We start from the raw sequence: 24,145 nt of genomic DNA, 5'->3' as shown, positions 1-24,145 counted from the left end.
AGCGTGGCAGCATGAGGCCATGGCAGACCGGACGACCGCGGTGGTGTGGGACAGCGCGCTGCTCGCGTACGACATGGGCGATCACCCGCTCAACCCGGTCCGCGTCGAGCTCACCATGGCGCTGGCCCGCGAACTGGGCGTCCTGGACCGCCCCGGGGTGCAAATGATCACACCCCGGCCCGCGGACGACGTCGACCTCACCCGGATCCACCGCGCGAACTACCTGGACGCGGTCCGGCACGCGCCGCTCGACCCGTTCTTTCAGGGCTGGGGTCTGAACACCTCGGACAACCCGGTCTTCGACGGCATGCACGAGGCCTCGGCGCGGATCTGCGGCGCCACCATCGCGGCGGCCGAGGCGGTCTGGCACGGCACTGCCACCCGGGCCGTCAACGTGGCGGGCGGCCTGCACCACGCGATGTCCGCCCGGGCGGCCGGCTTCTGTGTCTACAACGACCCCGCGGTGGCGATCGCCCGGCTGCTCGACCAGGGCTGCCGGCGGGTGGCCTATGTAGACGTCGACGTGCACCACGGCGACGGCGTGCAGGACGCCTTCTACGACGACCCGCGGGTGCTCACGATCAGCCTGCACGAGACGCCGCTCGCGCTGTTCCCGGGCACCGGGTTCGCCGACGAGACCGGCGGCCCGGGTGCCGAGGGCATGTCGGTGAACGTGCCGCTGCCGCCCGGCACCAACGACGCCGGCTGGCTGCGCGCGTTCCATGCGGTCGTCCCGTCGGTGCTCCGCGCGTTCGCCCCCGAGATCATCTTCAGCCAGTGCGGCGCCGACACGCACCGCCTCGACCCGCTGGCCGACCTCAACCTGTCGGTCGATGGCCAGCGCGCGGCGTACCTGGCTTTGCGCGACCTGGCCGACGAACTGTGCGGGGGTCGCTGGGTGTCCACCGGCGGCGGCGGATACGCGCTGGTCGAGGTCGTGCCGCGGGCCTGGACCCACCTGCTCGCGGTGGCCACCGGCGAACCGCTCGACCCCGCCACGCGTACCCCCTCGGGGTGGCGCAGGCTGGCCGCCGAACGCTGCCCGCAGCGGGTCGTGCCGGAGACGATGACCGACGGCACCGACCCGGTGGTCGAACCGTGGCAGCCGGGCACCACACCGGACGCGGTGGACCGGGCCATCCTGGCCGCCCGGACGGCCGTCTTCCCGCTGCACGGCCTCGACCCGCAAGACCCCCGCGACTGAGGGAGTGCCCGGTGGACCAGAGCGCGGACGTGCTGCTCTCCGACGGCAGCGCTATCCACCTGCGACAGATCAGCCCCGACGACGCACCGGCCATCGTGGAGTTCCACTCCCGGATGAGCGACCGCACCCGCTACCTGCGCTACTTCTCGCCGTACCCGCGCATCCCGGAGCGCGACCTGGAACGCTTCGTCAACGTCGACCACCACGACCGCGAGGCGTTCGTCACCGTGAACGGCCCCCGGATCACGGCGGTGGGCCGGTACGAGCGGCTCGGGCCGGACTCGCCGGACGCCGAGGTGGCGTTCGTGGTCGAGGACGCGCATCAGGGCCGGGGCATCGGCTCGGTGCTGCTCGAATTCCTCGCCGAGGCGGCCCGCGCCAACGGCATCACCCGGTTCGTGGCCGAGGTGCTGCCCGAGAACGGCGGCATGCTGCGGGTCTTCAGCGACTTCGGCTACCAGGTGCAGCGCGAGTACGCGGACGGCGTGGTGCACCTGAGCTTTCCGATCGCGCCCACCGAGAAGTCCCGCGAGGTGCAGGAATCCCGCGAGCAACGCACCGAGGCCAGGTCGATCGCGCGGCTCCTGGCGCCGCGGGCGGTGGCGGTGTACGGGGCGAGCGCGAGTGGCCAGGGCATCGGCGCCGCGATGCTGGGTCATCTGCGCGACGGCGGTTTCACCGGGACGATCGTGCCGGTGCACCCGTCCGCCGACCGGGTCGCGGGCCTGCCGGCGTTCCGGTCGGCCGTGGACGCCGGTGCGACGGTCGACCTGGCGCTGATCGCGGTGCCGCCGGAGAGCGTCGACGAGGCGGTGTCGGACGCGGCGGCCAGTGGTGCGGGCGGTCTCGTGGTGGTGTCGGCCGGCTTCGCGGAGACCGGCGCCGAGGGCGCCGCGGCTCAGCGCCAACTGGTGGAACGCGCGCATGCTGCCGGGTTGCGCGTGGTGGGGCCCAACAGCATGGGGGTGGCCAACACCAATGCGGCCGTACGTCTCAACGCGACGCTCGCGCCTGCGCTGCCCGCGGCCGGCCGCGTCGGCTTCTTCAGCCAGAGCGGTGCGCTGGGGGTCGCCCTGCTGGCCGAGGCTGATCGGCGCGGCCTGGGCCTGTCCAGCTTCGTCTCGGCCGGCAACCGGGCCGACATCTCCGGCAACGACCTGCTCCAGTACTGGCAGGACGACCCGGGAACCGACGCGGTGCTGCTCTATCTGGAGACGTTCGGCAACCCGCGCAAGTTCGCCCGGCTGGCCCGCCGGATGTCCCGGGTCAAGCCGGTGGTGGCGGTGGCCTCGGCGACCCGCCCGCCCGGCCTGGCCGGTGACCTGCCCGGACCGGACGCGCACGCGGTGACGGCCCTGTTCGCCCGCTCCGGCGTGATCCGGGTGGACACGGTGCCGGAACTCTTCGACGTGGGCGTACTGCTCGCCCACCAGCCCCTGCCGGCCGGCCGCCGGGTGGCCGTGGTGGGCAACTCGTCGGCCCTGTCCCAGCTGGCGGTGGCGGCCTCCCGGGCGAACGGCCTGACGGTGGCAACGGGCTACCCGCGCGACATCAGCCCCCAGGCCGGCGCCCACGAGTTCGCCGGCGCGCTGGCCGAGGCGGCCGCGGACGACGGCGCCGACGCGCTGGTGGTGGTCTTCGCGCCGCCCCTGCCCGGCCAGTTGCCGGACGAGGACACCGACTTCGCGTCGGCCCTGGGCAGCGTGGCACTGGCCGGAGAAAAGCCGACGGTGGCCACGTTCCTGCTGGGCAGCCTGCCGCCCGGCGTGCCGGCGTACCCGTCGGTCGAGGAGGCGGTGCGGGCGCTGGGCCGGGTGGCGTCCTACGCGGACTGGCTGCGCCGCCCGCCCGGCGTCCTGCCGTCGTTGTCCGGCGTGGACCACCTGGCGGCGGACATCGACGGCCCACCCGCCGAGCTCCTGGCCGCGTACGGCATCAACGTGGTGCCGTCCACGGTGGCCGGTTCGGCAGACGCGGCGGTGGCGGCGGCCGAGGCACTGGGCTACCCGGTGGCACTGAAGTCGGCCCGCGGTGCCCTCCGGCACCGCATCGACCTGGGCGCGGTCCGGCTGGCGCTGGCCGACGAGGATGACGTACGAGCGGCGTACCGTTCCCTGTCCGGCAGCTTCGGCCCCGGCGTGGTGGTGCAGACCATGGTGACGCCCGGCGTGGCCTGCGTCGTCGAGGTGGTCGAAGACCCGGCGTTCGGCCCCGTGGTCGGCTTCGGCCTGGGCGGCGTCGCCAGCGAACTACTGGGCGACCTGGCCTGGCGCGCCTCCCCCTTGACCGATCGCGCGGCCGAGGCCCTGGTCGACGAGCCAAGGGCGGCACCACTCCTGCACGGCTACCGGGGATCAGCACCGGTGGACCGCGAGGCGTTGATCGACCTGTTGCTGCGGGTGGGACGGTTGGCAGACGACCAGCCGAGGTTGCGGTCGCTGTCACTGAACCCGGTTCTAGCCCGCCCGGACGGCTGTTCGGTGCTGCACGTGTCAGCGGAGATCGGCCCACCGGCCTCCCGGCGCGACACCGGCCCCCGCCGTCTGGGGTAGGAGATCGCAGAGTGCGGCCGCGCCCCACCCTTACGCCTGCTCCCGCAGTGGCCGCGCCGGGTCCTTGACCCTCGCGCTCCGCGGCGGGCGCGCCCGATTTATCGGAGATATCGCCTTAAGGCCCCGTGTGCGCCGCCCGGCGGGAGGAATCTCCGCCGGGCGGTGTCTGCTCCCGCCAGCGTCAGCTGGCGTAGGCCTCGAGGCGGGAGGAGCGCTGCGGGTCGCGCAGCTTGAGCATGGTGACCTTTTCGATCTGGCGGATGCGCTCGCGGCTCAGGCCGAACTCGCGGCCCACCTCGTCCAGCGTGCGCTGCCGGCCGTCGTCCAGGCCGAAGCGGAGGCGGATCACCGCGGACTCCCGCTCGGACAGGGTGGACAGCACGATTTCGACCTCGTTGCGCAGTTCGCCCCGGCCGACGGTGGCGCCCGGGTTGCTGGAGTCGACCGCGGCCACGAAGTCGCCGAGCGCGCTCTCGCCGTCCTCGCCGACGGCCTGGTCGAGGCTCACCGGCTCCCGGTCGTACGAGATCAGCTCGATGACCTGGAACTCCGGCACCCCCATGGCCTCGGCGATCTCGGCGATGCTCGGCTCGCGGCCGAGCGAGGCCGAAAGGTCGCGCCGGGCCCGGACCATGCGGTTGACCTGCTCGACCATGTGCACCGGGATGCGGATGGTGCGGGCCTGGTCGGCCATGGCGCGGGTGATGGCCTGGCGGATCCACCAGGTGGCGTACGTGGAGAATTTGTAGCCCTTGGTGTAGTCGAACTTTTCCACCGCGCGGATGAGGCCGAGGTTGCCTTCCTGGATCAGGTCGAGGAAGGCCATGCCGCGGCCGGTGTACCGCTTCGCGATGCTCACGACGAGGCGCAGGTTGGCCTCGAGAAGGTGGTTCTTGGCGGCTTTGCCCTCGAGAACGATGATCTCGAGCAGCGGGGCGACATCGTTGTCGGCCTCCGGAAGCTTCTCCTCGGCGTAGAGGCCTGCCTCGATCCGCTTGGACAGCTCGACCTCCTCGACGGCGGTCAGCAGACGGGTGCGACCGATGCCGTTGAGGTAGGCACGGACCAGGTCGGCGGAAACGCCACGCTCGTCCGTCGCGTCCAGGTCGGTCAGCTCGGTCAGGAGCTCGACACCGTCCGTCATGCTGTTGTCGACGGCAACCGCCGTCGTGGACTCCGACGCCTTCATCTGCAGGACCACCTTTCAGTCCCCTCCCCGCTAAAAACCGTCTCGTCGAGCGTTCCCCAGCCGCAATTCGTGCCGGTGATCGATAGCTTGGCCCGGGACGCGTTAAGCGGAGGTGAGGCAAGCGTCCAGGTGGCATGAATCAGGGAGAACCCTGACGTCGCCAAGCCGACATTGCCCGGATTGCCAGGTCTGGGATGTTGTCGTGCGCCGATAATGTTCTCGAAACGCCGACGAGGAGGATTCGGTTCATGGTCTTCAAGAAAATGTTGCAGGCGCTCGGTGTCGGCGGTCCGTCAGTCGAGACGGTCCTGGCCAACCCCAACTGCCGGCCCGGCGGGTTCCTCGAGGGCCAGGTCCACGTCGTCGGCGGCGACCACGCCGTGGACGTGGAATACCTGGCCATCGGTCTGATCACCCGGGTCGAGGTGGAGAGCGGCGACAGCGAGTACAACACCGACCAGGAATTCCACCGCCAGCGGCTGACCGGTTCGTTCCGGCTCGACCCTGGTGCGAAATACGACGTGCCGTTCCGCTTCGACGTGCCGTGGGAAACCCCGATCACCGAGGTCTACGGCCAGCACCTGCACGGCATGACGATGGGCCTGACCACCGAGCTCGAAGTGGCCCGAGCGGTCGACAAGTCTGACCTGGACGCCGTCGCGGTGCACCCGCTGCCGGCCCAGGAGCGCATCCTGGACGCCCTGCTCAGGCTGGGTTTCCGCTTCAGCCGGGCCGATGTCGAACGCGGCCGGGTGTACGGGGTGGAGCAGAGCCTGCCGTTCTACCAGGAGATCGAGTTCCACCCGCCGTCCGCCTACGCGAGCGGCATCAACCAGCTCGAACTCACGTTCATCCCGACGCCGCACCGCCTCCAGGTCGTGCTCGAGCTCGACAAGCGCGGCGGCATGTTCACCGAGGGCCACGACTCCTTCGGCAGCTTCAATGTCGACTATGCGACGGTCGATCAGGTCGACTGGGCCGGCCAGCTCGACAACTGGCTGCGCCAGTCCGCGCAGCGCCGCGGTCTGTTCTTCTGATCGGTTTCGTCAGGCAGCGCACTTCCTTCGGGAGGTGCGCTGCCCTGTTGCAGCTCGGGCACGAGCGCGCTGCCCTGTTTTGCAGCTCCAGCATGAGCGCGCGCTGCCCCTCGTTACAGCTCGAGCATGAGCGTGCGCGGCCCGACGTTCACGCTTTCCACCAGCATGTGCGCCCGGAACCGCCCGGTCGCCACCGTCGCGCCCCGGCCCCGCAGCGCTTCCACGTAAGCGGTTACCAGCGGCTCGGCGACCTCGGCGGGTGCGGCCGCGCTCCAGCCCGGCCGCCGTCCCTTGCGCGCGTCGCCGTACAGCGTGAACTGGCTGATCACCAGCAGCGGCGCTCCCGTATCGGCGGCCGACGTCTCCCCGTCCAGAATGCGTAGTTCGTACGTCTTACGCGCCAGTTCGGCGGCCTTGGCCGGGGTGTCGTCGTGAGTAACACCGAGCAGAACGAGAAGTCCGTCCTCAATTTTGCCGACCACTTCGTCATCCACCGTCACACTGGCCCGGCTGACGGTCTGCACCAACGCCCGCACGTCCGTCACTCCTCATTCTCATCGCCGCGGTATTCGTATTGCTTGTCCAATAATCAGTTATTCCGTCGCATTGCCCGCGCAGCCGCCACCCCCAGCGCACCAACCTCGTCGGCCGACAGATGCTCTGCCGCCCCCGATATTCCACCGCGTCATCCAGCATGCGCACCGGGCCAGTCGATCACCACCGGCCCGCGCCTTGTCATCAGGACGTTCTCCGGATGCAGATCAAGGTGAACGATCGACCCCAGGCCGCCCCGAGCCGGCACCGCGTGCAGCCGCCGGAGCAACCCAGCCAGAATCTCCGCGCCCTCGGCAATCGACACACTCCCAGCGAGCATCGCCTGCGTCATGGTCGGCCCGTCGAGACGCTCCATGACCATGTCAGTGCCAGCAGCCGAGTACACCGCAGGCTCCTCCCGGAGGATCGGCAGCTCCGGGTTGTGGGTGTGGTGGTCGGCCGCGGCGTTGGCTGGTGGGTTTTGGTCCGGCACGGTCGTGACGGTAGCCGACATCCGCAGGTCTGCCGGATGCGCGGTGGGCGGGTGACTGAGCAAATAGCGGAGGGCTGCGGGCGGCATGATGCGGGGGTGCTGCGAGCGATCGTCTTTGACCTGGACGGGACGATTCTGGATACCGAGACGCCGGAGTTCGTCTCGTGGCAGGAGGCGTTTGCGGCGCTTGGAGTCTCGCTGGACCAGGCCGTCTGGTCGCGAACCATCGGCACCGCGGACTCCGGCTGGGACCCGTACGTGCACCTCGAGGCGCTGGTCGGCGCGCCGGTGGATCGCGGATCGGTGCGGGCCGCCCGCCGGGCGCGGTTCGACGAACTGATCGCCGGCGCCGAGCCGCGGGCCGGCGTTTTGGCCTGGCTTGACGATGCTCGGGAGCTGGGGCTGAAGGTCGGGCTCGCCTCCAGTTCGGACGAGGTCTGGGTCGACCGGTTTCTCGACGCTCTCGGGCTGCGCGCCCGGTTCGAGGTGATCGCTACCCGGGACCGGGTGATGCTGAGCAAACCGGCTCCCGACCTGTACCGGCTGGCCCTCGACGAGCTCGGCGTGCCCGCGTCCGAGGCGCTGGCCGTCGAAGACTCGCCGAACGGTGTGGCCGCTGCCAAGGCCGCCGGACTCTTCTGCGTAGCCGTGCCCAACCCGCTCACCGCCGATCTCGCCCTGGACGGCGCCGACCTGACGCTGACGTCGCTGTCCGACCGGTCACTCCGCGAGGTGGCTGCCGGGATCTGAGACGGCGTGAGCCCGGTCACTGGACGTCCCTTCGTAGCCCGGCACGGGACAGCTGAGCCCGGGCGGGCAGCAGGCTGCCGACGAGCGCAAGCAGCAGACACGCGCTCACGGCGACGACGACCGTCGTCCACGGCACAGCAAGCGGGACCGGAGTCTCGGTCTGGTGACGTAGCCCGACCGTGGCGCCCCACAGTGCGAGGACCGCGGCGGAGGTGCCCAGGACCGCACCGATGGCGACCACCAACGTCGACTCGCCGGCGATCGAAAGCAGCACCTGCCGCGGCGTGGCTCCGGCCAGGCGCAACAGGCGGTAGTCAGGTGCGCGGCGCGAGGTGGCCATGAACAGTGTGTTCGCCACCGCGAGGGCGCCGTAACCCACCGACACTCCGATCAGCAGCAGCGTGAAGATCCATATCAGGCGGTCCTCGTCGGCGTCAGCCTGCCTGCTGTATTCGGCGACGTCGACGACTTTGGCACCCACCACGTCGGCGGAGGCGGGCGTGGCGGTCAGCGGAACGGCGGGCGCGAGCGCGGACGGATCGTGCCTGCGAACGGTCGCGCGGTTGACCACCAGCTCCGCCGGCAATGTGCCATCCGGGGCGACCCGGCCGATCCGCAGCGGCATCCGGCTGCCGTCCGCGAACGTGACCTCCACGGTGTTGCCCAGGCCGAGCTGACGGCGGACGGCCATCGCCTCGGCTATCACCATCGCGTCGGGTCCGGGACCCTCGCCGGTCGTCTGATCGACGCCGACGGCCGCCACCACGGTGTCGTCGAGATAGAGAAGAGTCGGCAACGGAGCCGAACCAGTGACCGCGTCGGTCAGGCCTGGAGTGTCGTCGGGGACGAGGACCGTTCCGGTCCCGACCGCCTCGGCCCTCCGATCCGCGTACGCGTCGGCCGAGGTCTGCACATTGCCCGCGATGAAGACCGCGAACGCGATGGTCAGCAGCACCGGCGCGGCCGTGGACGCCGTCCGCCGCGCACTGGTCACGGCGCTTTCCCGCATGACGGTGCCGATCGGGCCGCGGCCCGCCAGCAGGACGCGCACCAGCAGCGGGACTGCCGCCGGTGCCAGCAGCGTCGCGGCTACGACCAGAGCCATCGCTCCGCCCAGCGTGTACGTGCCGAGATCGGAGAGGTCGTCGGCGCACTGGGTCGCGAGCAGCGCACCCAGCCCGGCCGCGGTGCAGATCAGCCCGGCCGCCCACCTGGTCCGGCTCATCGGCCGAGTCTCCACCTCGGCCTCACGCAACGCCTCGAGCGGTCCGACGCGGGCCGCACGCCGGGCAGCCGCCAGCGCACCTGCGACCGAGACGAGCGGGCCGGCCGCCAGCCCGGCCAGCACCGGCCACAGGTGGAAGCCGACCGTGAACGACTCCGGTTCGAACCCGGCGTCGACCAGCACCCGCCCGACCGGCCGGGCGAGGAGCGTGCCGAGGAAGACTCCCGCCACGGCCGCACCGAACCCGACCATGGCGGCCTCGACCAGCACCGTACGGCGGACCTGTCGCGGCGTGGCACCGATCGTGCGTAGCAGGCCGATCTCCCGTCGTCGCTGGTGGACGGTGAGCGCGAAGGTCGACGCGATCACGAAGACGCACGCGAACACCGAGAGCGCCGCCATCGCGCTCAGCACCTGCAGGCCGATCCAGCGGGTGGTGGCGTCGGCGCGCGGCTCCAGGTCGCCCAGCGTCGCGCCGTGCAGGACCGTCGCGCCCGCGGCGGCCTGTCGCACCTGTGCGGGATCGGGGTGTCCGGTGAGTCCGATGACGCGGACGCCGGGTGCGAGGCGGGCGGCCGTCGTATCCGAGACGTAGAGCCGGGGCGCCTCGATCAGGCCGCTGACCGTCCACGTCGCCGGACCGGTAGCGGTCAGGATCGTCACCGTGCCACCGACCGGGATGCCCAGGGCCTGGGCCACCACGATCTCCTTGTCGGCCTGCGCCGCTCGGCCGGCGACGATCGTGTCCCGAGCCAGGACGGCGCTGGCCCAGCCGTGGCCCTCCGCCAGACCGGACACCGGTCGGCCGGCGAGGACAGGCTGCGCATAGAAGCGCCGGTCGGCCACCGCCGCCGCTACGCCGGGGACTGCCGCAAGTCGTCCGGCCAGGGCGGTTGCTTCCGCAAAGGACCACGGCCGAGACTCCGGGAACGGGTCGGCCGCTGTCTGGACCGCGGGGCTCTGCACGGCCACGGTGACCGCCGCAAATCGCTCGGGCGTCCGCGGCGCGGCCGAAGCGAGCAGTGTCAAGGTCAGCGCTACGACGGCCGTACCGAATAAGACCGCGACAAAAGCACCCAGCCGGTCCCGTGTCAGCACGTCGCCTCCACCGTCGCCATCCGCGCGGCGATCGACTCGGCGGGCGCCGCCTCGAGCCGGTCGACCACGCGGCCGTCGGTCAGAAGGAGCACCTGGTCGGCCACCGCGGCCGCGACCGGATCGTGGGTGACCATCACGATCGTCTGGCCCTGCTCGTCGACCAGGCTGCGCATCAGCGCCAATACCTGCCGGGAGGTGACGCCGTCGAGCGCGCCGGTCGGCTCGTCAGCGAACAGCACGGCCGGCCGGGTGACCAGGGCGCGGGCGATCGCGACCCGCTGCTGCTGGCCACCGGACAGCTCGACCGGCCGGTGCCGGGCCCGGTCGGAGAGGCCGACCTGGGCGAGCGCCGCGGACAGCTCACCAGGCCCGATCCGACGGCCGGCCAGCCGGGCGGGCAGCGCGACGTTTTGCTCCGCGGTCAGCGACGAGATCAGGTTGAACGTCTGGAAGACGAAGCCGACCCGCTCGCGACGCAACACAGTAAGACCGGTCTCGTCTAGGCCGCCCAGCGGGACGCCGTCGATCTCAACCTCGCCGGCGGTGGGCCGTTCCAGACCCGCGGCGCAGTGCAGGAGCGTTGACTTGCCCGATCCGGACGGGCCCATGATCGCGGTGAAGGTGCCCGCCGGCAGCTCTTCGGTCACCCCGGCGAGCGCGGTGACCCGCTGCGGGCCGGTCTCGTACTCCATCCGTACGTCGCTGAGCGAGACCATCGGTTTTGTCATGGCTCGACAATCGCGGTCGGCGGGCCGGAAGTCGTCACACCGTGGTCCACGATCGGGGACGCGAAAATCAGACCCTGGTCTGACGCGGCGCGCGTCGCCCGCTGGCTAATCTCGCCGGCATGACCACCGCCACGCCATCACCGCTCATCCGCGGACTCAGCCGTGGCCAGCTGCTCGTCATCGACGGGGTGCTGGCCACGGTGGTTGCGGCGTGCGGGTGGTATGCGGCGGTCGACGGCCCGTCGCCGGTCGGCTGGCACGAGCCGGTCTGGCTGCCGGTGGTGGCCGGCGTGCTGCTGGGCCTGCCGGTGGCCGTTCGCCGGATCCGGCCCGTAGCGGCCGTCTGGTTGGCCTTGGCGCTCGTGGTCGCCTGCGTGGCCACCGGCGTGATCCCGCACTATGCCGGGTTAGCGCCGATACTCGCGATGTGTCCGGTGCTTTATACGGTCGGCGCCGACGTGCGCCGGCGCCGCTCGGTGCCGATCGTTATCGGCTGTGTCGTGGCCACGGCGCTGGCGTTCCTCGCGGGTGACGGCACACCTTTCGAGATCGGGTTGGTGGGTTGGGTGCTCGGAGCCGCTTGGACGGCCGGGCGGACTGTCCGGGAGCGTCGGGCCTACGCGGCCCGGGCCGCCGAGCAGGCCACCGAGCTCGCGGTCGGCCAGGAGCGCCTGAGGATTGCTCGCGAGCTGCACGACATCGTTGCGCACAGCATGAGCATGATCGCGGTGAAGGCGGCGATCGCCGATCATCTCGCCGACTCGCAGCCGCAGGAGATGCGAGCGGCACTCCGGGTGATCGCCACGACCAGCCGGGACACGCTCGGCGAGCTGCGCCGGGCGCTCGGGGTCCTGCGCACCGAGGGCACCCTGGTGCCCGCGCCGGGCTTGGCCGACCTCGACGAGTTGGTCACGGCCGCGCGCACGTCCGGCCTCTCGGTGGATTTGGTGGTACGTGGCGGCGACAGGATTCCGGACGGCGTGGCGCTGGCGGTGTTCCGGCTGGTGCAGGAGGCGCTGACCAACGTCGTCAAGCACGCCCGTGCCAGCGAGTGCCGGGTCGCCATCGAGATCGGTGACGGCTCGCTGCGCCTCGACGTGGCCGACAACGGCAGCCCCGTCACGGCCGAGCCGCGGCCGGCCGCGGTGGACGATCCGGGCTCTCCCGCTCCGGGCCGGCCCGGAGGCCAGGGTTTGATCGGGATGCGGGAGCGGGCGGCCATGTTCGGCGGCGACCTGGTCGCCGGGCCGTCGGCCAAAGGCGGCTGGGCGGTCACGACCACGTTGAGTTGGGCGGCCTGACGTGAACCGGTCCGAGAGCGACCAGGCAGAGGGCAGCCAGGCGGAAGGCGGCCGGACACCGCTGGGCGCTGTGAACAAGCTCCGGGTAGCGCTGGCCGATGATCAGGCGCTGCTGCGGGCCAGCTTCCGGCTGCTCATCGACAACACGACGGGGCTCAGCTGCGTCGGAGAGGCCGGCACGGGTGCCGAGGCGGTTGCGCTGGCGCGGCGGGTGGAGCCGGACATCGTTCTGATGGACGTTCGGATGCCGGAGATGAACGGGATCGAGGCGACCAGGGAGATCTGCCGGTCGGGGAGGTTGCGCACTCGGGTGATCGTGTTGACCACGTTCGACCTGGACGAGTATGTGTTCGGGGCTCTGCGGGCGGGTGCCAGCGGGTTTCTGCTCAAGGAGGTGTTGCCGGAGGAGTTGATCAGGGCCATTCGGGTGGTCGCGTCCGGTGAGGCGTTGTTGGCGCCGGGGGCGACGCGGCGGTTGATCTCCGCCTATGTCGGGCAGCCGGAGCGGCGGGTGACGCCCCTGCCGGAGGTCACGGCGCGGGAGCGGGAGGTTCTGGAGTTGGTGGCGCGCGGCCGGTCGAACGAGGAGATCGCGGCGGAGCTGCACGTGAGCATGGGCACGGTGAAGACGCATGTGGGGCGGCTGCTTGCCAAACTGGACGCCCGCGATCGCACCCAGCTGGTAGTGGCCGCTTACGAGGGTGGGCTGCGCTGAGCGACAGACGGCGGCCGGGTGGCGCGCTTACGGTGAAATCATGTTCAAGCGGGGAAGTGGGACCTTTCGGTCTGCGGTCAGCCTTCCGGTGAGCCTCGCGGTCGCCCTGGGCGTGGGCCTGGCGGCGGGCAGCGTGGACGTCGCGCCGTCGGCGGCCGCTGCGGCGCCGGCCGTCGGCGCGGACCGGAGCGGCATCACGCCGGAGCAGCTCAAGGCGGCCCTGCTCGCTGCGGCAGACCTGCCCGCGGGATACAAAGCGGAGAGGGAGCCGGTCATTGTCGACGGCGGCCGCGTTCCGGTGAACGGGCTCGGAATCTCACCGGCCGAGACCGGCTGCGACCTCACTATCGGCCCCGCGCAGCCAACGGCGGCGACGAGACCGCCGGCGACAGAACCGCCGCCGACAGAACCGCCGGCGACAGAACCGCCGGCGACAGAACCGCCGCCGACAGAACCGCCGGCGACAGAACCGCCGCCGACGAAACCGCCGGCAACCGAATCGCTTACGCGACCATCGGCCGCGAGGGAGCTTGCTTGGGCGAGGACGGCCGCGACGGATCTGGCTCGGGCGAAGACTGCCGTGACGGACCTGGCCTGGGAATTGGCTCGGGCGAAGGCGGCGACCGACCCCGGGCACCCCGCGTACGTGGCGAGCGTTTCGTTCAGCAAGAGTGAAGCCGGGCCGGTCCTGGCCGAGATGTTGATGACCGGCGCGCCGAAGGCAAACCGCGGCTTTGTTGCGGCGTTTGCTGAGCAGGCGCGGCGCTGTCCGCGGATCAGCCTTGGTTTTTCGGGCGTGGACGAGAGGATCGTCATGACGCAGGCGCCGTTGTCCATGCCGTCGGTGGGGCATGCCTCGGCGGCGATCGCGTATTCGGTCACGTTGCCTGGGGAGGCGCCCGCGCACGGCACCATGGTGGCGTTTGCGAAAGGTCGTGTGGCCGGAACGGTGACGGCCGTCGGCGCTGAGAAGGAATTCTTCGCCATTGTGCGGGCGGCTGCGCGGAAGGCGGGCGGCGCTGCTCAAGGTTCGTGATCTCGGGCGGGACTGAGTCTTGCCTGGCGGGGGCGTAGCGGCAAGATAGGTGCATGACGCTCAGCCTGCCGATCGACGCCGACGCCAACACGTTGCTCTCCACTGACCCGTTGGCGCTGCTCATCGGTATGGTGCTCGATCAGCAGATTCCGCTGGAGAAGGCGTTTTCGTCACCCTACGTGCTGTCTCAGCGGCTTGGGCATGTGCCTACCGCTGTTGAGTTGGCGGAGTTTGATCCGGACTCGCTCATTGCGATCTTTGCCAAGCCGCCGGCTCTGCACCGGTTTCCCAAGGCCATGGCCGGGCGGGTGCAGGAGGTCTGCCGGGCGCTGGTGGAGCACTACGACGGGGACGCCGCCAACCTGTGGGCCGGCGTGGCGGACGGTGCCGAGTTGCTCAAGCGGGTTGCCTCTCTGCCGGGGTTCGGCAAGCAGAAGTCGCAGATCTTCGTTGCGCTGCTCGGCAAGCAGTACGGGGTGGAGCCGGCCGGATGGCGGGAGGCGGCCGGGGCGTACGGCGATGTTGGTTCTTTCAAGTCTGTTGCCGACATCGTCGACGATGAGTCGCTGGGCAAGGTGCGCGCCTACAAGAAAGAAATGAAGGCCGCCGCCAAGGGCTGACGCGTACGGCCGAACGGGTGGGTGGTCCCCGGTTGGCATTCAAGTGAGCGCATATCTGCACCTCCATCCGAGGGCCGATGCCAGGATTCGGGAGTAGGCGGGGAAAGCCCAGCAAGACCGCAATGAGCAGGAATTTTGCCTGGCACGGGTGGGACGGCCGAAGAAGGAGCCGGCGCCTGGCGGGCTGGGCCAAGGATGGCGGCGCGATCCCCGAATGACACCTCCGGTGACCGTTGGCGTGCACGGGCACGGCAGCTCACACGAGACGGGAGATCACCCCCATGCCATTGACCACGAGCACCAACGGGCGCGCCGAAACCCGTTCGGTCCGACCCACCTCGGCGCCAGTCTCCACGCGCCCGCCGCGCGGCGGGGACACCGAGGCCAACCGGCGGCAGGCGCGTTCGGTGGCCAAGCAGCAGCAGGCCGCGGAGCGGATCGCATCCGCCACCGCCGAGATCTCCGCGCAGAACGCCGAGGCGGCCGAGGCCTCGCGCCAGCTCTCCGAGTCGATGCAGCAGATCTCGGCGGGCGCCGAGGAGGCGTCCGGCGCCACCCAGCAGAGCCTGGCCGCGATGAACCAGGTGGAGGAGCGGGTTTCCCGCCAGGAACAGACCACCCGGCAGGTGGCCGAGCTCAGCCAGGCCCTGCAGAACCTGCTCACCGAGACCCGGGCCGGCATCAACGGCCTGCTCGCCAACGTTGACGGCGCCTCGACCCGGCAGACCGCCTCGGTCGTCACGATCACCGAGTTGGAGAAGCAGGCCGACGAGATCGGCGAAATCGTCAAGACGGTCGCGCACATCGCCGACCAGACCAACCTGCTCGCGCTGAACGCCGCCATCGAGGCCGCCCGGGCCCGGCAGCACGGCAAGGGCTTCGCCGTGGTGGCCGACGAGGTTCGTACGCTCGCCGAGACCTCCGAGCGCAGCGCCAGGCAGATCCGTGACCTGATCGACGAGGTGCGAGCCAGCGTTGCCGAGATCACCTCGGGCGTGCAGTCGTCGGCCGAGATGGCGCGCGGCGAGGTGGAGAAGGGCAAGACGATCACCGGCCAGCTGGAGACCATCCGGGCCGACATGGGCACGATCATGCAGGGCGCCACCGAGGTGGCGCAGGCCGCCAACGACGCGAAGGGTGCCACGGCCACCGCCAAGACCCGGTCCGAGGAGATCGCGGCGGCGGCCGAACAGCAGTCCGCCGCCTGCGAGGAGTCGCTCCAGACGGTCGGTCAGCAGACCCAGGCCCTGCGGCAGAGCGAGCAGGCCGCCGAGGAACTCGCCGAGATCTCGGAGAGCCTGCGCAGCAGCACGGACATCAACAAGAGCGCCGAGGAGGTGGCGGCCGCGGCCGAGGAACTGTCCGCCGCGGTCGAGGAGATCAACCGGGCGGCAGCTCAGATCAACACCGCGATCACCCAGATCAACGTGGGCGCGCGGACCGCCGCCGAGAAGGGGCAACAGACCGCCGAGCTGGTGACCCAGATCGAGCGGGGCGCGCAGCTGTCGGCGGACCGTGGCGGTTCCGCGGTGGAGCGGTCCGACTCCATCCTCGGCATGCTGGTCACCAACAAGGATGCGGTCGACTCGATGATCGAGGCGATCGGCCAGGCGGCCCGGGACGGTATCGAGAACGTACGCAAGGTCTCCGAGCTGGAGCAGATCTCCCGGCGGATCGACAAGATCGTGGACGCAATCGCCAACGTCTCGATCCAGACCAACATGCTCGCGGTGAACGGGTCGGTCGAGTCGGCCCGGGCCGGCGAGTTCGGCAAGGGCTTCGCCGTGGTCTCCACCGACATCCGCAACCTGGCCCGGGACTCGGCGGAGAACGCCGACCGGATCAAGGATCTGGTCAAGGCGGTGCAGGACCGGATCGTCGAGGTCCGCGCCGACCTCGAGGAGACCAGCCGGCAGGCGCTCGCCGAGGTGGAGGCGGCCAAGGCCACCACCGCCCGGCTCGAGGAGATCGAGCGGGACATGCAGCAGGTCCGGTCCGGCAACGAGGAGGTCCGCGAGTCGGCGCTGCAGATCGCGTCGGTTCTCGGCGAGGTCAAGACCGGCCTCGAGCAGATCTCGTCTTCCGCCAACGAGGCCGAGCAACTGGCTGGACAGGCCTCGACCGCGGCCAAGGAGCAGGCTCAGGGCGCCGAGGATCTGGCCACCGCCGTGGAGGAGATCGCCGCCTTGGCGGACGAGCTCCAGAACGCCGCCTGAACGGGGGCACCGATGAGCATCGATGACGAGCAGGCCGTAGAGGACGACAACGCCGACTACGTCACCTTCGACATGGCGGGCGAGCGCTACGCGTTCCCGATGAACCGGGTCCAGGAGATCATCCGGATGCCCGCCGTGGTGAAGGTGCCGCTCGGCCCGCCGTCCCTGGAAGGCCTGGCCAACCTGCGCGGCCGGGTGCTGCCGGTGGTGAGCCTGCGGATGTGCTGCGACATGCCGGCGGCCGAGCACGACGAGACCACCCGGGTGATCGTGGTGGACGGCGGGGTGCCCTTGGGCTTCGTGGTGGACCGGGTGGCCAGCGTGATCAGCATCGACCCGGCGGCCATGGAGTCGGCCGACGCGGTGCAGTCCACGGTCAACTCGGACGTGCTGATCGGCGTGATCAAACTGGACGGCGGCGCGATGACCAGCGTCCTGGACGTGGACCGGCTGGTGGGCAGCCAGTTCGATCGGCTGGGCGGCAAGTCCGACGGCCGGGACACCGGCGCCGCAGCCCGGATCGCCGCCGAGCCGGACGACGAGGGCGACAGCGACGACACCCTGGAACTGGTCAGCTTCGCGGTGGAGGGCCAGGAGTACGCGCTGCCGATCGACCAGGTGCAGGAGATCGTGCAGGCCCCCGAGTCGGTCAGCCACGTGCCGAACGCCGGCAGCCGGGTGCTCGGCGTGATCGACCTGCGCGGCCGGCTGCTGCCGGTGGTGAGCATGCGCCGGGTCTTCGGGCTGCCGATCACACCGCTGGAACCGAAGAACCGGATCGTCGTGGTCTCGCTGGACGGCGGCGTGGTGGGCGTGGTGATGGACACCGTCCGCGAGGTGCTGCGGGTGCCGCATCAACTGGTGGCGCCGCTGCCCAACTTCGTGGCCGGTGACGGCCGCAAGAGCGAGGTGGAGTCGGTGTGCCGGCTCGAGGAGGGCAAGCGCCTGGTCTCGGTGCTGAGCGTGAACCGGATGTTCGACTCACCCGAGGTACGCAACGAGCTCGCCGAGCATCAGAACCGGGAGGAGACACCGGACATGGCCGAGGACCAGCGGGGCGCCGACGACGGCCGGGGCGACGAGGAACTGTTCGTCGTGTTCCGCCTCGACGAGGAGGAGTACGCCGTCGACGTGGACGCGGTGCAGGAGATCATCCGGGTGCCGGAGGCGCTGATCCGGGTGCCCAAGTCGTACGACTTCGTGGAGGGCCTGGTCAATCTGCGCGGCACGGTGCTGCCGGTGGTCGATCTTCGTACCCGCCTCGGTCTGGAACGCGGCGAGCGTGACGAGCGGCAGCGCATCGTGGTGCTGATCATCGGCGGGGTTCGCACCGGCTTCATCGTGGACTCGGTGGCCGAGGTGGCTCGGGTCGGCCGGCACGTCCTGGAGCCGGCCCCGGAGCTCTCCGCCGAGCAGGCGCGGGTGGTGTCGCGGGTGGCGAACCTGCCGGACCAGAAGCGGATGCTGCTGCTGGTGCAGGTCGACCAGCTGCTCGCCGCCGAGCAGGCCCGGCAACTGGAGGAGGTCGTCGCCGAAGACGACCTGGTTCCGGCATAGGGATCCGACGTGGCCACCTCCGTCCTGGTCGTTGACGACTCGGCGCTGATGCGCCGCGCGCTCAAGGGCATCCTGGTCGACTCCGGCCAGTTCGAAGTGCACACCGCCCGCAACGGGGTGGACGCGCTGGAACAGCTGGACCGGATCCAGCCCGACGTGGTCACAATGGACGTGAACATGCCGGAGATGGACGGGCTCACCTGCCTCGTCAAGATCATGGAGCAGCGGCCCACCCCGGTCGTCATGGTGTCGTCCATCACCGAGCGGAACGCGCTGGTCACCCTGGAAGCGCTGGAGCTGGGCGCGGTCGACTACGTGCCCAAGCCGGGCGGCACGGTCTCGCTGAACATCGACGAGGTCGCGATCGAGCTGGTGCAGAAGGTAAAGGCGGCGGCCTCGGCCCGGCTCAACCGGAGCACCGGACTGAGCGCCCGGATCAAGGCGGACCGGCCGCGGCCGCGGGAGGCGGCCCCGGCCGGAGCCGTGGATCTCGTGCTGATCGGCTCGTCGACCGGCGGCCCGCAGTTGCTCGCCGACCTGCTGCCTCGGTTGCCGGCCTCGCTCGGTGCGCCCGTGGTGGTGGCCCAGCACATCCCGGCGTCGTTCACCGCGGCGCTGGCCCGCCGGCTGGACGGCCTGTGCGCGCTGCGGGTGCACGAGGTGGACCGGATCATGACGATCCAGCGCGGCAACATCTACCTGGGCCGGGGCAGCGCGGACGTGGTGGTGGCACGGCGCACCGACGGCCTGATCGTCAAGAGCGTGCCGTCCAGCGCTGAGTACCGCTGGCACCCGAGCGTGGACCGGCTGGTCGCCTCGGCCCGCCGGCACCTGGATTCGTCCCGGCTGGTGTGTGCGCTGCTGACCGGGATGGGCGACGACGGCGCCGCCGAGATGGCCGCGGTGCGGGCCGACGGCGGGCGCACGGTCGCCGAGGCCGAGGAGACCGCGGTGGTGTGGGGGATGCCGGGCGAGCTGGCCCGGCGCGGCGGCGCGACCGAGGTGCTGCCGGCCGAGGCGATCGCCGACCAGCTCGCCGACTGGGTCCGCTAGAGGCAAGGAGAAAAGATGGGACTCGTACGCCGGGAGTCGAAGCCGGACGAGACACCGCAGCCACCCTCGACGGAGGTCCTGCTCACGCAGCTCGACGATCCCGATCCGGAACTCCGGCGGGAGGCGGCGCTCAGCCTGGACAGGGTCGACGAGGCGGTGCCGGCCCTGCTCGAGCGGGTCGCGGGCGAAACGGAGACGAGGGCCCGGGACGCGATGCTGACCACCCTGGCCGCACACGACACCGACACCGTGGCCTCGGCGCTCGCCGTCCATCTGGCCAGTGACGACGCCGATCTGCGGACCGCGGTGGCGGAGGCGCTGTCGACCATGCCGCTGTCGGTGCCACCGATCGTGCCGCGCCTGCTGGCCGACGAGGATCACGACGTCCGCGTCATGACCGCCATGGTCCTGGCCGACCTCCAGCACCCGGCCGCGCTCGCCTGGCTGGCCGACATGATCCGCGACGACCCGCACCCGAACGTGGTGGCCTCGGCCATCGACGCGCTGCTGCCCTCGCTCGGCCCGGAACACCACGACCTGCTGGAGCGGGCGGTGCGCCGGTTCCCGAACGACCCGTTCCTGCGCTTCACGGTCGAGGCGGCGCTGCGATGACGACCGCAGCCGCGAGCGGGCTCAGCGAAGCCGACTTCGAGAAGTTCCGCGAGTACTTCTACAAACGCACCGGGATCCAGTTCACGGCGGCGAAACGGTACTTCGTGGACAAGCGGATCGACACGTGCATCCGCAACGGCGGCTTCGACGGGTTCTACTCATGGTTCGCGGCGCTGCGGCTGGACAACCGGCCCGACCTGCTGCAAGACCTGATCAATCAGCTGACCGTCAACGAGACCTACTTCCTGCGCGAGGACTACCAGTTCGACGCGCTGCTCAACGCGGTGCTGCCGAACGTGGTGGAGATGCGCGGCGGACCGCACCGGATCAGCGGACCCGTCAAGATCCTCTCGCTGCCCTGCTCGACCGGCGAGGAGCCGTACTCGATCGCGCTGCGGCTGCTGGAGGAGTGGCCGCACATCGACACCCTGGACGTGGAGATACACGGCGCCGACATCGACAGCGACGTGCTGGCCCGGGCCGGGCACGCCAGCTACGGCGAGCGGTCGCTCCAGCGGGTGCCCAAGCCGTGGCTGGCCAAGTACTTCGCCGGGGTGGGTTCCGGCCGCTACCAGCTGGACGAGGGCATCCGCGGCGCGGTCACGCTGCATCAGATCAACGTCTGCGACACCGCGGACATGCGCCGGTTCAAGGACTTCGACGTGATCTTCTGCCGCAACGTGCTGATCTACTTCGACGAGCTGTCCAGCCGCCGGGCGGCCGAGAACCTGTACGGCGCGCTGCGCCCCGGCGGCTACCTGTTCCTCGGCCACTCCGAGTCGATGAGCCGGATCTCCCCGATCTTCACCCCGAACCGCCTGCCGGAGGGCATCGTCTACCAACGACCGACCGGAGCCAAGTGATGACCGACACCGAGCCCAAGGTGCTCGTCGTGGACGATGCCGCGACGGTGCGGATGTACCACACCAAGCTGCTGGCCGACGCCGGCTTCGGGGTGGCCGAGGCGGCGAACGGCCTGGAGGCGGTCGAGTCGGCGCTGGCCACCCCGTTCGACCTGTTCGTGGTCGACGTCAACATGCCGAAGATGAACGGGTACACCTGCGTCGAGACGCTGCGCTCGGAGACGGTGGGCACCGCCGCGCCGGTGGTGATGATCAGCACCGAGGACCGGGCCGGCGACGCCGACCGGGCCTACGAGGCCGGCGCCAACCTCTACATGGTCAAGCCGGTGTCGGCGGACCGTCTGGTGCGGGTGGCCCGGATCCTGACCGCCGACAGGGGTGTGCCGGCATGAATCCGCTGCTCTCCCAGTTCCTCGCCGAGGCCGCCGACCTGCTGACCAGCGTCGACGAGGGCCTGCTCCAGCTCGAGCGCACGCCGGGCGACCCGGAACTGGTCAACGAGGTGTTCCGGGCCGCGCACACGTTCAAGGGTTCGTCCGGCCTGTTCGACTTCCCCGAGCTGACCAGGCTCACCCACGCTGCCGAAGATCTTTTGGACCAGGTACGCGGCGGCGCGCTGGCGCTCGACTCGGGCATGACGGACGACCTGCTGGCCGCGTTCGACCTGATCCGGGGCTGGCTGGCACACGTCACCGCGAACGAGTGCCTGCCGGACACCGCGGGCGCCGACGCGGCCACCCTGATCACCCGGCTACGGGCGCCGATCGGTGGCGAACCCGCCCCGGCCGAGGCCGCCACGGCGCCGGTCGCGCGGCCGCGGCAGGTGGCGCCGGACTGGCTGGGCAGCTTCGACGAGGAGTGGCTGGCCGAGACCGCGACCTGGCTGCGCACCACCAGCGCCACCCTGCGGTTCGCCCGCTACCTGCCGGACTCCGGCTGCTTCTTCCGGGCCGAGGACCCGCTGCACCTGATCCGCCAGGTGCCGGCCCTGGAACGGCTGGTCGCCATCCCGCCGGACGAGTGGCCCGACCCGGCCGACTACGACGAGTACGCCTGCCTGGTCTCGTTCGTCTTCGCGGCGCGCGCCGCCGGCGGCGAGATCGACTACCTGTTCCGCTACGTGAACGACCAGCTCGAGTGGGCCGACCTGGACGGCGACGCGATCCAGCGGTACCTGGCCGGCGAGACCGAGGCGCCGGCGCCGGTGCCGGTGGCCGAGACCGGGTACGCCGAGGTGGAGGACCCCGACCTGGTCGCCGACGCCCGGTCCCTGCTCACCGCCGCGCTGCGCTGCCTGGCCCTCAACCCGACCGGTGACGTCCACCTGGCCGCCATCGCGCACGCGGTCACCTCGGCCGCGCACGCCCTCGGCGACCCGGTCGAGATCGTCGAACCGAACGACGTGGTCACGCTCACCGCCACCACCACCCGGCTGCTCGGCGACACCCCGCCGCCCGAGGACGCCGTCCCGATCGCGGCGCCGATGCCGATGGCCGAGCATGCCCCGGTGGACCGCGGCCGCGCCGACGACCCGGGCGGCCAGGTCGGCAGCCGCATCCTCAAGGTCGACCAGGAGAAGGTCGACCACCTCATGGAGCTGGTCGGCGAGCTCAACGTCGCCAAGAACGGCCTCACCTTCCTGGCCCAGGCCGCCGAGGAGGAGTTCGGCAGCCGGGCGCTGTCCCGCCGGATCAAGGACCAGTACTCCGGCATGCACCGGATCGCCGAGGAGCTCCAGGCCGCCGTGATGGACGTCCGGATGCTGCCGCTCTCGGTCGCCTTCTCCCGGTTCCCGCGTCTGGTGCGCGACCTGAGCCGGCGGCTCGGCAAGACCATCGAGCTGGTCATGGAGGGCGAGGACACGATGGCCGACAAGGACGTCATCGAGGCGCTCGCCGACCCGCTGGTGCATCTCGTCCGCAACAGCCTGGACCACGGCATCGAGCCGTCCGACGAACGGGTGTCGGCGGGCAAGGCGCCGACGGCCCGGATCACCCTGGCCGCCGTCGCCGACGGGGACGCGGTGATCGTCGAGATCTCGGACGACGGCCGGGGCGTCGACCCGGACCGGGTCAAGCGCAAGGCGTACGAGAAAGGTTTGATCACCGAGGAGGAGCTGGAGACGCTCACCGATGCGGACGCCGTCGACCTGGTGTTCCGGCCCGGCTTCTCGACCGCCGACCAGGTGTCCGACCTGTCCGGGCGGGGCGTGGGCATGGACGCGGTGCGGGCCAGCGTGGAAAAGCTGGGCGGCTCGGTGACCATGAAATCCCAGTTCGGCCGGGGCACCTCGACCCGGCTGCGGCTGCCGCTGTCGATGGCGGTCACCCAGGTGATGGTGGTGAGCGTGGCCGGCCAGCGCTTCGGCATCCCGGTCGACCTGGTGGTCGAGACGGTACGGGTGCCGGCCGACGAGCTGAACCGCGTCCTGCACCAGGACGTGGTGGTCCTGCGCGGGGAGGTGGTGCCGGTGGTCGACCTGGCCCGGGCGCTGGACATGCCGTGGGATGCGGCGAACGGCACGGACCGGAAGATCCTGATCGTGAACGTGAACGGCCAGCGGGTCGGACTGCTGGTCGAGCAGTTCCACCGCGAGGTCGACGTGATCCTCAAGCCGATGGAGGGCCTGCTGGCGTACGCCGACGAGTTCTCCGGCACGGCCCTGCTCGGCGACGGGCTGGTGCTGCTGGTGCTGAACATGAAGGAGGTGCTCGGTCTTGCCGCTCGAGTTGCATGAGAACACCGCGACGCTGACCGGGGTGGTCACGGTCGACGAGGTGGAACAGCTGGCCGCCTGGCTCCGGGTCACCCAGAAGGCGAAGGTAAACCTCCGACGTTGCAACCATCTGCACACCGGCGCATTCCAGGCGATGTTGCGGTTCCAGCCGAAGGTAACAGCGGCACCGGCGGACGCCTTTCTGGCGACCCAGGTGCTGCCACTGCTCGGGGGGAGCAGTGGGGTCAACCGACAAGGAAGTGAACCTCCATGACCACTGTGATGCTCGTCGACGACTCCGCCACCATGCTCATGAGCCTGAAGTCCATCCTCACCAAGGCCGGTTACGCCGTGGAGACCGCGGGCCACGGCAAGGAGGCGCTCGACAAGATCGGCAAGGGCCTCAAGCCCAACCTGATCATCAGTGACGTGAACATGCCGCAGATGGACGGGATCACGTTCGTCCGGGAGGCCCGCAAGGCGCCCGGCATGCGGTTCACCCCGATGCTCATGCTGACCACCGAGTCGGAGCAGACCAAGCGGGCCGAGGCCAAGTCCGCCGGCGCCACCGGCTGGCTGGTCAAGCCGGTCGCACCGGACCAGCTCCTCGGGGTGATCAAGCAGGTGCTCCCCGGCGCCTGAAAGC

Annotated in this window: 22 protein-coding genes; 17 read left to right on the top strand and 5 right to left on the bottom strand. The window is 70.7% G+C overall.

The genetic code is table 11. The features are described 5' to 3' along the window. Positions 1 to 19 precede the first annotated feature (19 nt). Both Ari01nite_RS04750 and Ari01nite_RS04745 read left to right on the top strand, forming a co-directional pair. A complete protein-coding gene (locus tag Ari01nite_RS04750) occupies positions 20 to 1,204 on the top strand; it encodes an acetoin utilization protein AcuC (protein WP_203779695.1) in 1,185 nt (394 codons plus the stop codon). Positions 1,205 to 1,215: 11 nt separating this feature from the next. Next, entirely contained in the window at positions 1,216 to 3,756 is a 2,541-nt protein-coding gene (locus tag Ari01nite_RS04745) for a bifunctional acetate--CoA ligase family protein/GNAT family N-acetyltransferase (protein ID WP_203779693.1), read from the top strand. Positions 3,757 to 3,937: 181 nt separating this feature from the next. Here the strand turns inward: Ari01nite_RS04745 and sigB are convergent, their stop codons facing one another. Further along, positions 3,938 to 4,900, bottom strand: a complete 963-nt coding sequence (gene sigB, locus Ari01nite_RS04740) for an RNA polymerase sigma factor SigB (RefSeq protein WP_203780304.1) — start codon at positions 4,898 to 4,900, stop codon at positions 3,938 to 3,940. Positions 4,901 to 5,193: 293 nt separating this feature from the next. Here sigB and Ari01nite_RS04735 point away from each other — a divergent pair, with 293 nt between their 5' ends. Next, a complete protein-coding gene (locus Ari01nite_RS04735) occupies positions 5,194 to 5,982 on the top strand; it encodes a sporulation protein (protein WP_203779691.1) in 789 nt (262 codons plus the stop codon). Positions 5,983 to 6,095: 113 nt separating this feature from the next. On the opposite strand, the gene dtd is transcribed toward Ari01nite_RS04735, so the two are convergent. Both dtd and Ari01nite_RS04725 read right to left on the bottom strand, forming a co-directional pair. Next, entirely contained in the window at positions 6,096 to 6,518 is a 423-nt protein-coding gene (gene dtd, locus Ari01nite_RS04730) for a D-aminoacyl-tRNA deacylase (RefSeq protein ID WP_203779690.1), read from the bottom strand. Positions 6,519 to 6,667: 149 nt separating this feature from the next. Then, entirely contained in the window at positions 6,668 to 7,009 is a 342-nt protein-coding gene (locus Ari01nite_RS04725; protein WP_203779688.1) for a BUD32 family EKC/KEOPS complex subunit, read from the bottom strand. Between the two features lie 51 nt (positions 7,010 to 7,060). Here Ari01nite_RS04725 and Ari01nite_RS04720 point away from each other — a divergent pair, with 51 nt between their 5' ends. Next, a complete protein-coding gene (locus Ari01nite_RS04720) occupies positions 7,061 to 7,759 on the top strand; it encodes an HAD family hydrolase (RefSeq protein WP_239162474.1) in 699 nt (232 codons plus the stop codon). A 16-nt stretch (positions 7,760 to 7,775) separates the two neighbouring features. Here Ari01nite_RS04720 and Ari01nite_RS04715 read toward each other — a convergent pair whose 3' ends face one another. Both Ari01nite_RS04715 and Ari01nite_RS04710 read right to left on the bottom strand, forming a co-directional pair. After that, positions 7,776 to 10,082, bottom strand: coding sequence for an FtsX-like permease family protein (locus Ari01nite_RS04715; protein ID WP_203779686.1), 2,307 nt, complete (start codon positions 10,080 to 10,082; stop codon positions 7,776 to 7,778). Further along, a complete protein-coding gene (locus Ari01nite_RS04710) occupies positions 10,076 to 10,810 on the bottom strand; it encodes an ABC transporter ATP-binding protein (RefSeq protein WP_203779684.1) in 735 nt (244 codons plus the stop codon). The genes Ari01nite_RS04715 and Ari01nite_RS04710 overlap by 7 nt, the downstream gene beginning before the upstream one ends. 119 nt (positions 10,811 to 10,929) lie before the next feature. On the opposite strand from Ari01nite_RS04710, the gene Ari01nite_RS04705 reads away from it, so the two are divergent. From Ari01nite_RS04705 to Ari01nite_RS04645, 13 genes are all read left to right on the top strand, one after another. Then, complete coding sequence (locus Ari01nite_RS04705; protein WP_203779683.1) at positions 10,930 to 12,111, top strand: sensor histidine kinase; 1,182 nt, start codon at positions 10,930 to 10,932, stop codon at positions 12,109 to 12,111. A 70-nt stretch (positions 12,112 to 12,181) separates the two neighbouring features. Next, the gene (locus tag Ari01nite_RS04700) at positions 12,182 to 12,826 is read left to right on the top strand and encodes a response regulator (protein ID WP_203780302.1); all 645 of its coding nucleotides are present in this window, start codon (positions 12,182 to 12,184) and stop codon (positions 12,824 to 12,826) included. Positions 12,827 to 12,866: 40 nt separating this feature from the next. Then, positions 12,867 to 13,862 (top strand): hypothetical protein, encoded by a 996-nt coding sequence (locus Ari01nite_RS04695; RefSeq protein WP_203779681.1) that lies wholly within the window; start codon positions 12,867 to 12,869, stop codon positions 13,860 to 13,862. Between the two features lie 53 nt (positions 13,863 to 13,915). Then, positions 13,916 to 14,482: an HhH-GPD-type base excision DNA repair protein gene (locus tag Ari01nite_RS04690; RefSeq protein WP_203779678.1), complete on the top strand. Its 567-nt coding sequence runs from the start codon at positions 13,916 to 13,918 to the stop codon at positions 14,480 to 14,482. Positions 14,483 to 14,763: 281 nt separating this feature from the next. Further along, positions 14,764 to 16,698 carry a methyl-accepting chemotaxis protein gene (locus Ari01nite_RS04685; RefSeq protein ID WP_203779676.1) on the top strand — a complete coding sequence of 645 codons (1,935 nt, stop codon included), beginning with the start codon at positions 14,764 to 14,766 and terminating at the stop codon, positions 16,696 to 16,698. Between the two features lie 12 nt (positions 16,699 to 16,710). Beyond that, positions 16,711 to 18,255, top strand: coding sequence for a chemotaxis protein CheW (locus tag Ari01nite_RS04680; RefSeq protein WP_203779674.1), 1,545 nt, complete (start codon positions 16,711 to 16,713; stop codon positions 18,253 to 18,255). Positions 18,256 to 18,264: 9 nt separating this feature from the next. Continuing rightward, entirely contained in the window at positions 18,265 to 19,308 is a 1,044-nt protein-coding gene (gene cheB / locus Ari01nite_RS04675; protein ID WP_203779672.1) for a chemotaxis-specific protein-glutamate methyltransferase CheB, read from the top strand. 15 nt (positions 19,309 to 19,323) lie between these two features. After that, positions 19,324 to 19,920 (top strand): HEAT repeat domain-containing protein, encoded by a 597-nt coding sequence (locus Ari01nite_RS04670; protein WP_203779670.1) that lies wholly within the window; start codon positions 19,324 to 19,326, stop codon positions 19,918 to 19,920. Further along, positions 19,917 to 20,783 carry a CheR family methyltransferase gene (locus Ari01nite_RS04665; RefSeq protein WP_203779668.1) on the top strand — a complete coding sequence of 289 codons (867 nt, stop codon included), beginning with the start codon at positions 19,917 to 19,919 and terminating at the stop codon, positions 20,781 to 20,783. The genes Ari01nite_RS04670 and Ari01nite_RS04665 overlap by 4 nt, the downstream gene beginning before the upstream one ends. Beyond that, positions 20,783 to 21,175, top strand: a complete 393-nt coding sequence (locus Ari01nite_RS04660; protein WP_203779666.1) for a response regulator — start codon at positions 20,783 to 20,785, stop codon at positions 21,173 to 21,175. The genes Ari01nite_RS04665 and Ari01nite_RS04660 overlap by 1 nt, the downstream gene beginning before the upstream one ends. Then, positions 21,172 to 23,520 (top strand): chemotaxis protein CheA, encoded by a 2,349-nt coding sequence (locus tag Ari01nite_RS04655; RefSeq protein WP_203779664.1) that lies wholly within the window; start codon positions 21,172 to 21,174, stop codon positions 23,518 to 23,520. Before Ari01nite_RS04660 ends, Ari01nite_RS04655 begins: the two co-directional genes overlap by 4 nt. Then, entirely contained in the window at positions 23,501 to 23,773 is a 273-nt protein-coding gene (locus tag Ari01nite_RS04650) for a hypothetical protein (RefSeq protein WP_203779662.1), read from the top strand. Before Ari01nite_RS04655 ends, Ari01nite_RS04650 begins: the two co-directional genes overlap by 20 nt. Next, the gene (locus Ari01nite_RS04645; RefSeq protein WP_203779660.1) at positions 23,770 to 24,141 is read left to right on the top strand and encodes a response regulator; all 372 of its coding nucleotides are present in this window, start codon (positions 23,770 to 23,772) and stop codon (positions 24,139 to 24,141) included. The genes Ari01nite_RS04650 and Ari01nite_RS04645 overlap by 4 nt, the downstream gene beginning before the upstream one ends. Positions 24,142 to 24,145 lie beyond the last annotated feature (4 nt).

It is taken from the genome of Paractinoplanes rishiriensis, from assembly GCF_016862375.1.
Classification (GTDB): Bacteria; Actinomycetota; Actinomycetes; order Mycobacteriales; family Micromonosporaceae; genus Actinoplanes; species Actinoplanes rishiriensis.
The sequence above is the reverse complement of the archived record's forward strand: the minus strand, read 5'-3'. Positions and strand labels throughout refer to the sequence as shown.

Excerpts from the sequence above, each read along its gene's own strand:
- Ari01nite_RS04735 (WP_203779691.1), top strand. The coding sequence starts at position 5,194 with ATGGTCTTCAAGAAAATGTTGCAGGCGCTCGGTGTCGGCGGTCCGTCA.
- Ari01nite_RS04645 (WP_203779660.1), top strand. The coding sequence starts at position 23,770 with ATGACCACTGTGATGCTCGTCGACGACTCCGCCACCATGCTCATGAGC.
- Ari01nite_RS04680 (WP_203779674.1), top strand. The coding sequence starts at position 16,711 with ATGAGCATCGATGACGAGCAGGCCGTAGAGGACGACAACGCCGACTAC.
- sigB (WP_203780304.1), bottom strand. The coding sequence starts at position 4,900 with ATGACGGACGGTGTCGAGCTCCTGACCGAGCTGACCGACCTGGACGCG.
- Ari01nite_RS04695 (WP_203779681.1), top strand. The coding sequence starts at position 12,867 with ATGTTCAAGCGGGGAAGTGGGACCTTTCGGTCTGCGGTCAGCCTTCCG.
- Ari01nite_RS04685 (WP_203779676.1), top strand. The coding sequence starts at position 14,764 with ATGCCATTGACCACGAGCACCAACGGGCGCGCCGAAACCCGTTCGGTC.
- Ari01nite_RS04670 (WP_203779670.1), top strand. The coding sequence starts at position 19,324 with ATGGGACTCGTACGCCGGGAGTCGAAGCCGGACGAGACACCGCAGCCA.
- Ari01nite_RS04750 (WP_203779695.1), top strand. The coding sequence starts at position 20 with ATGGCAGACCGGACGACCGCGGTGGTGTGGGACAGCGCGCTGCTCGCG.
- Ari01nite_RS04665 (WP_203779668.1), top strand. The coding sequence starts at position 19,917 with ATGACGACCGCAGCCGCGAGCGGGCTCAGCGAAGCCGACTTCGAGAAG.
- Ari01nite_RS04690 (WP_203779678.1), top strand. The coding sequence starts at position 13,916 with ATGACGCTCAGCCTGCCGATCGACGCCGACGCCAACACGTTGCTCTCC.
- Ari01nite_RS04655 (WP_203779664.1), top strand. The coding sequence starts at position 21,172 with ATGAATCCGCTGCTCTCCCAGTTCCTCGCCGAGGCCGCCGACCTGCTG.
- Ari01nite_RS04660 (WP_203779666.1), top strand. The coding sequence starts at position 20,783 with ATGACCGACACCGAGCCCAAGGTGCTCGTCGTGGACGATGCCGCGACG.
- Ari01nite_RS04710 (WP_203779684.1), bottom strand. The coding sequence starts at position 10,810 with ATGACAAAACCGATGGTCTCGCTCAGCGACGTACGGATGGAGTACGAG.
- Ari01nite_RS04705 (WP_203779683.1), top strand. The coding sequence starts at position 10,930 with ATGACCACCGCCACGCCATCACCGCTCATCCGCGGACTCAGCCGTGGC.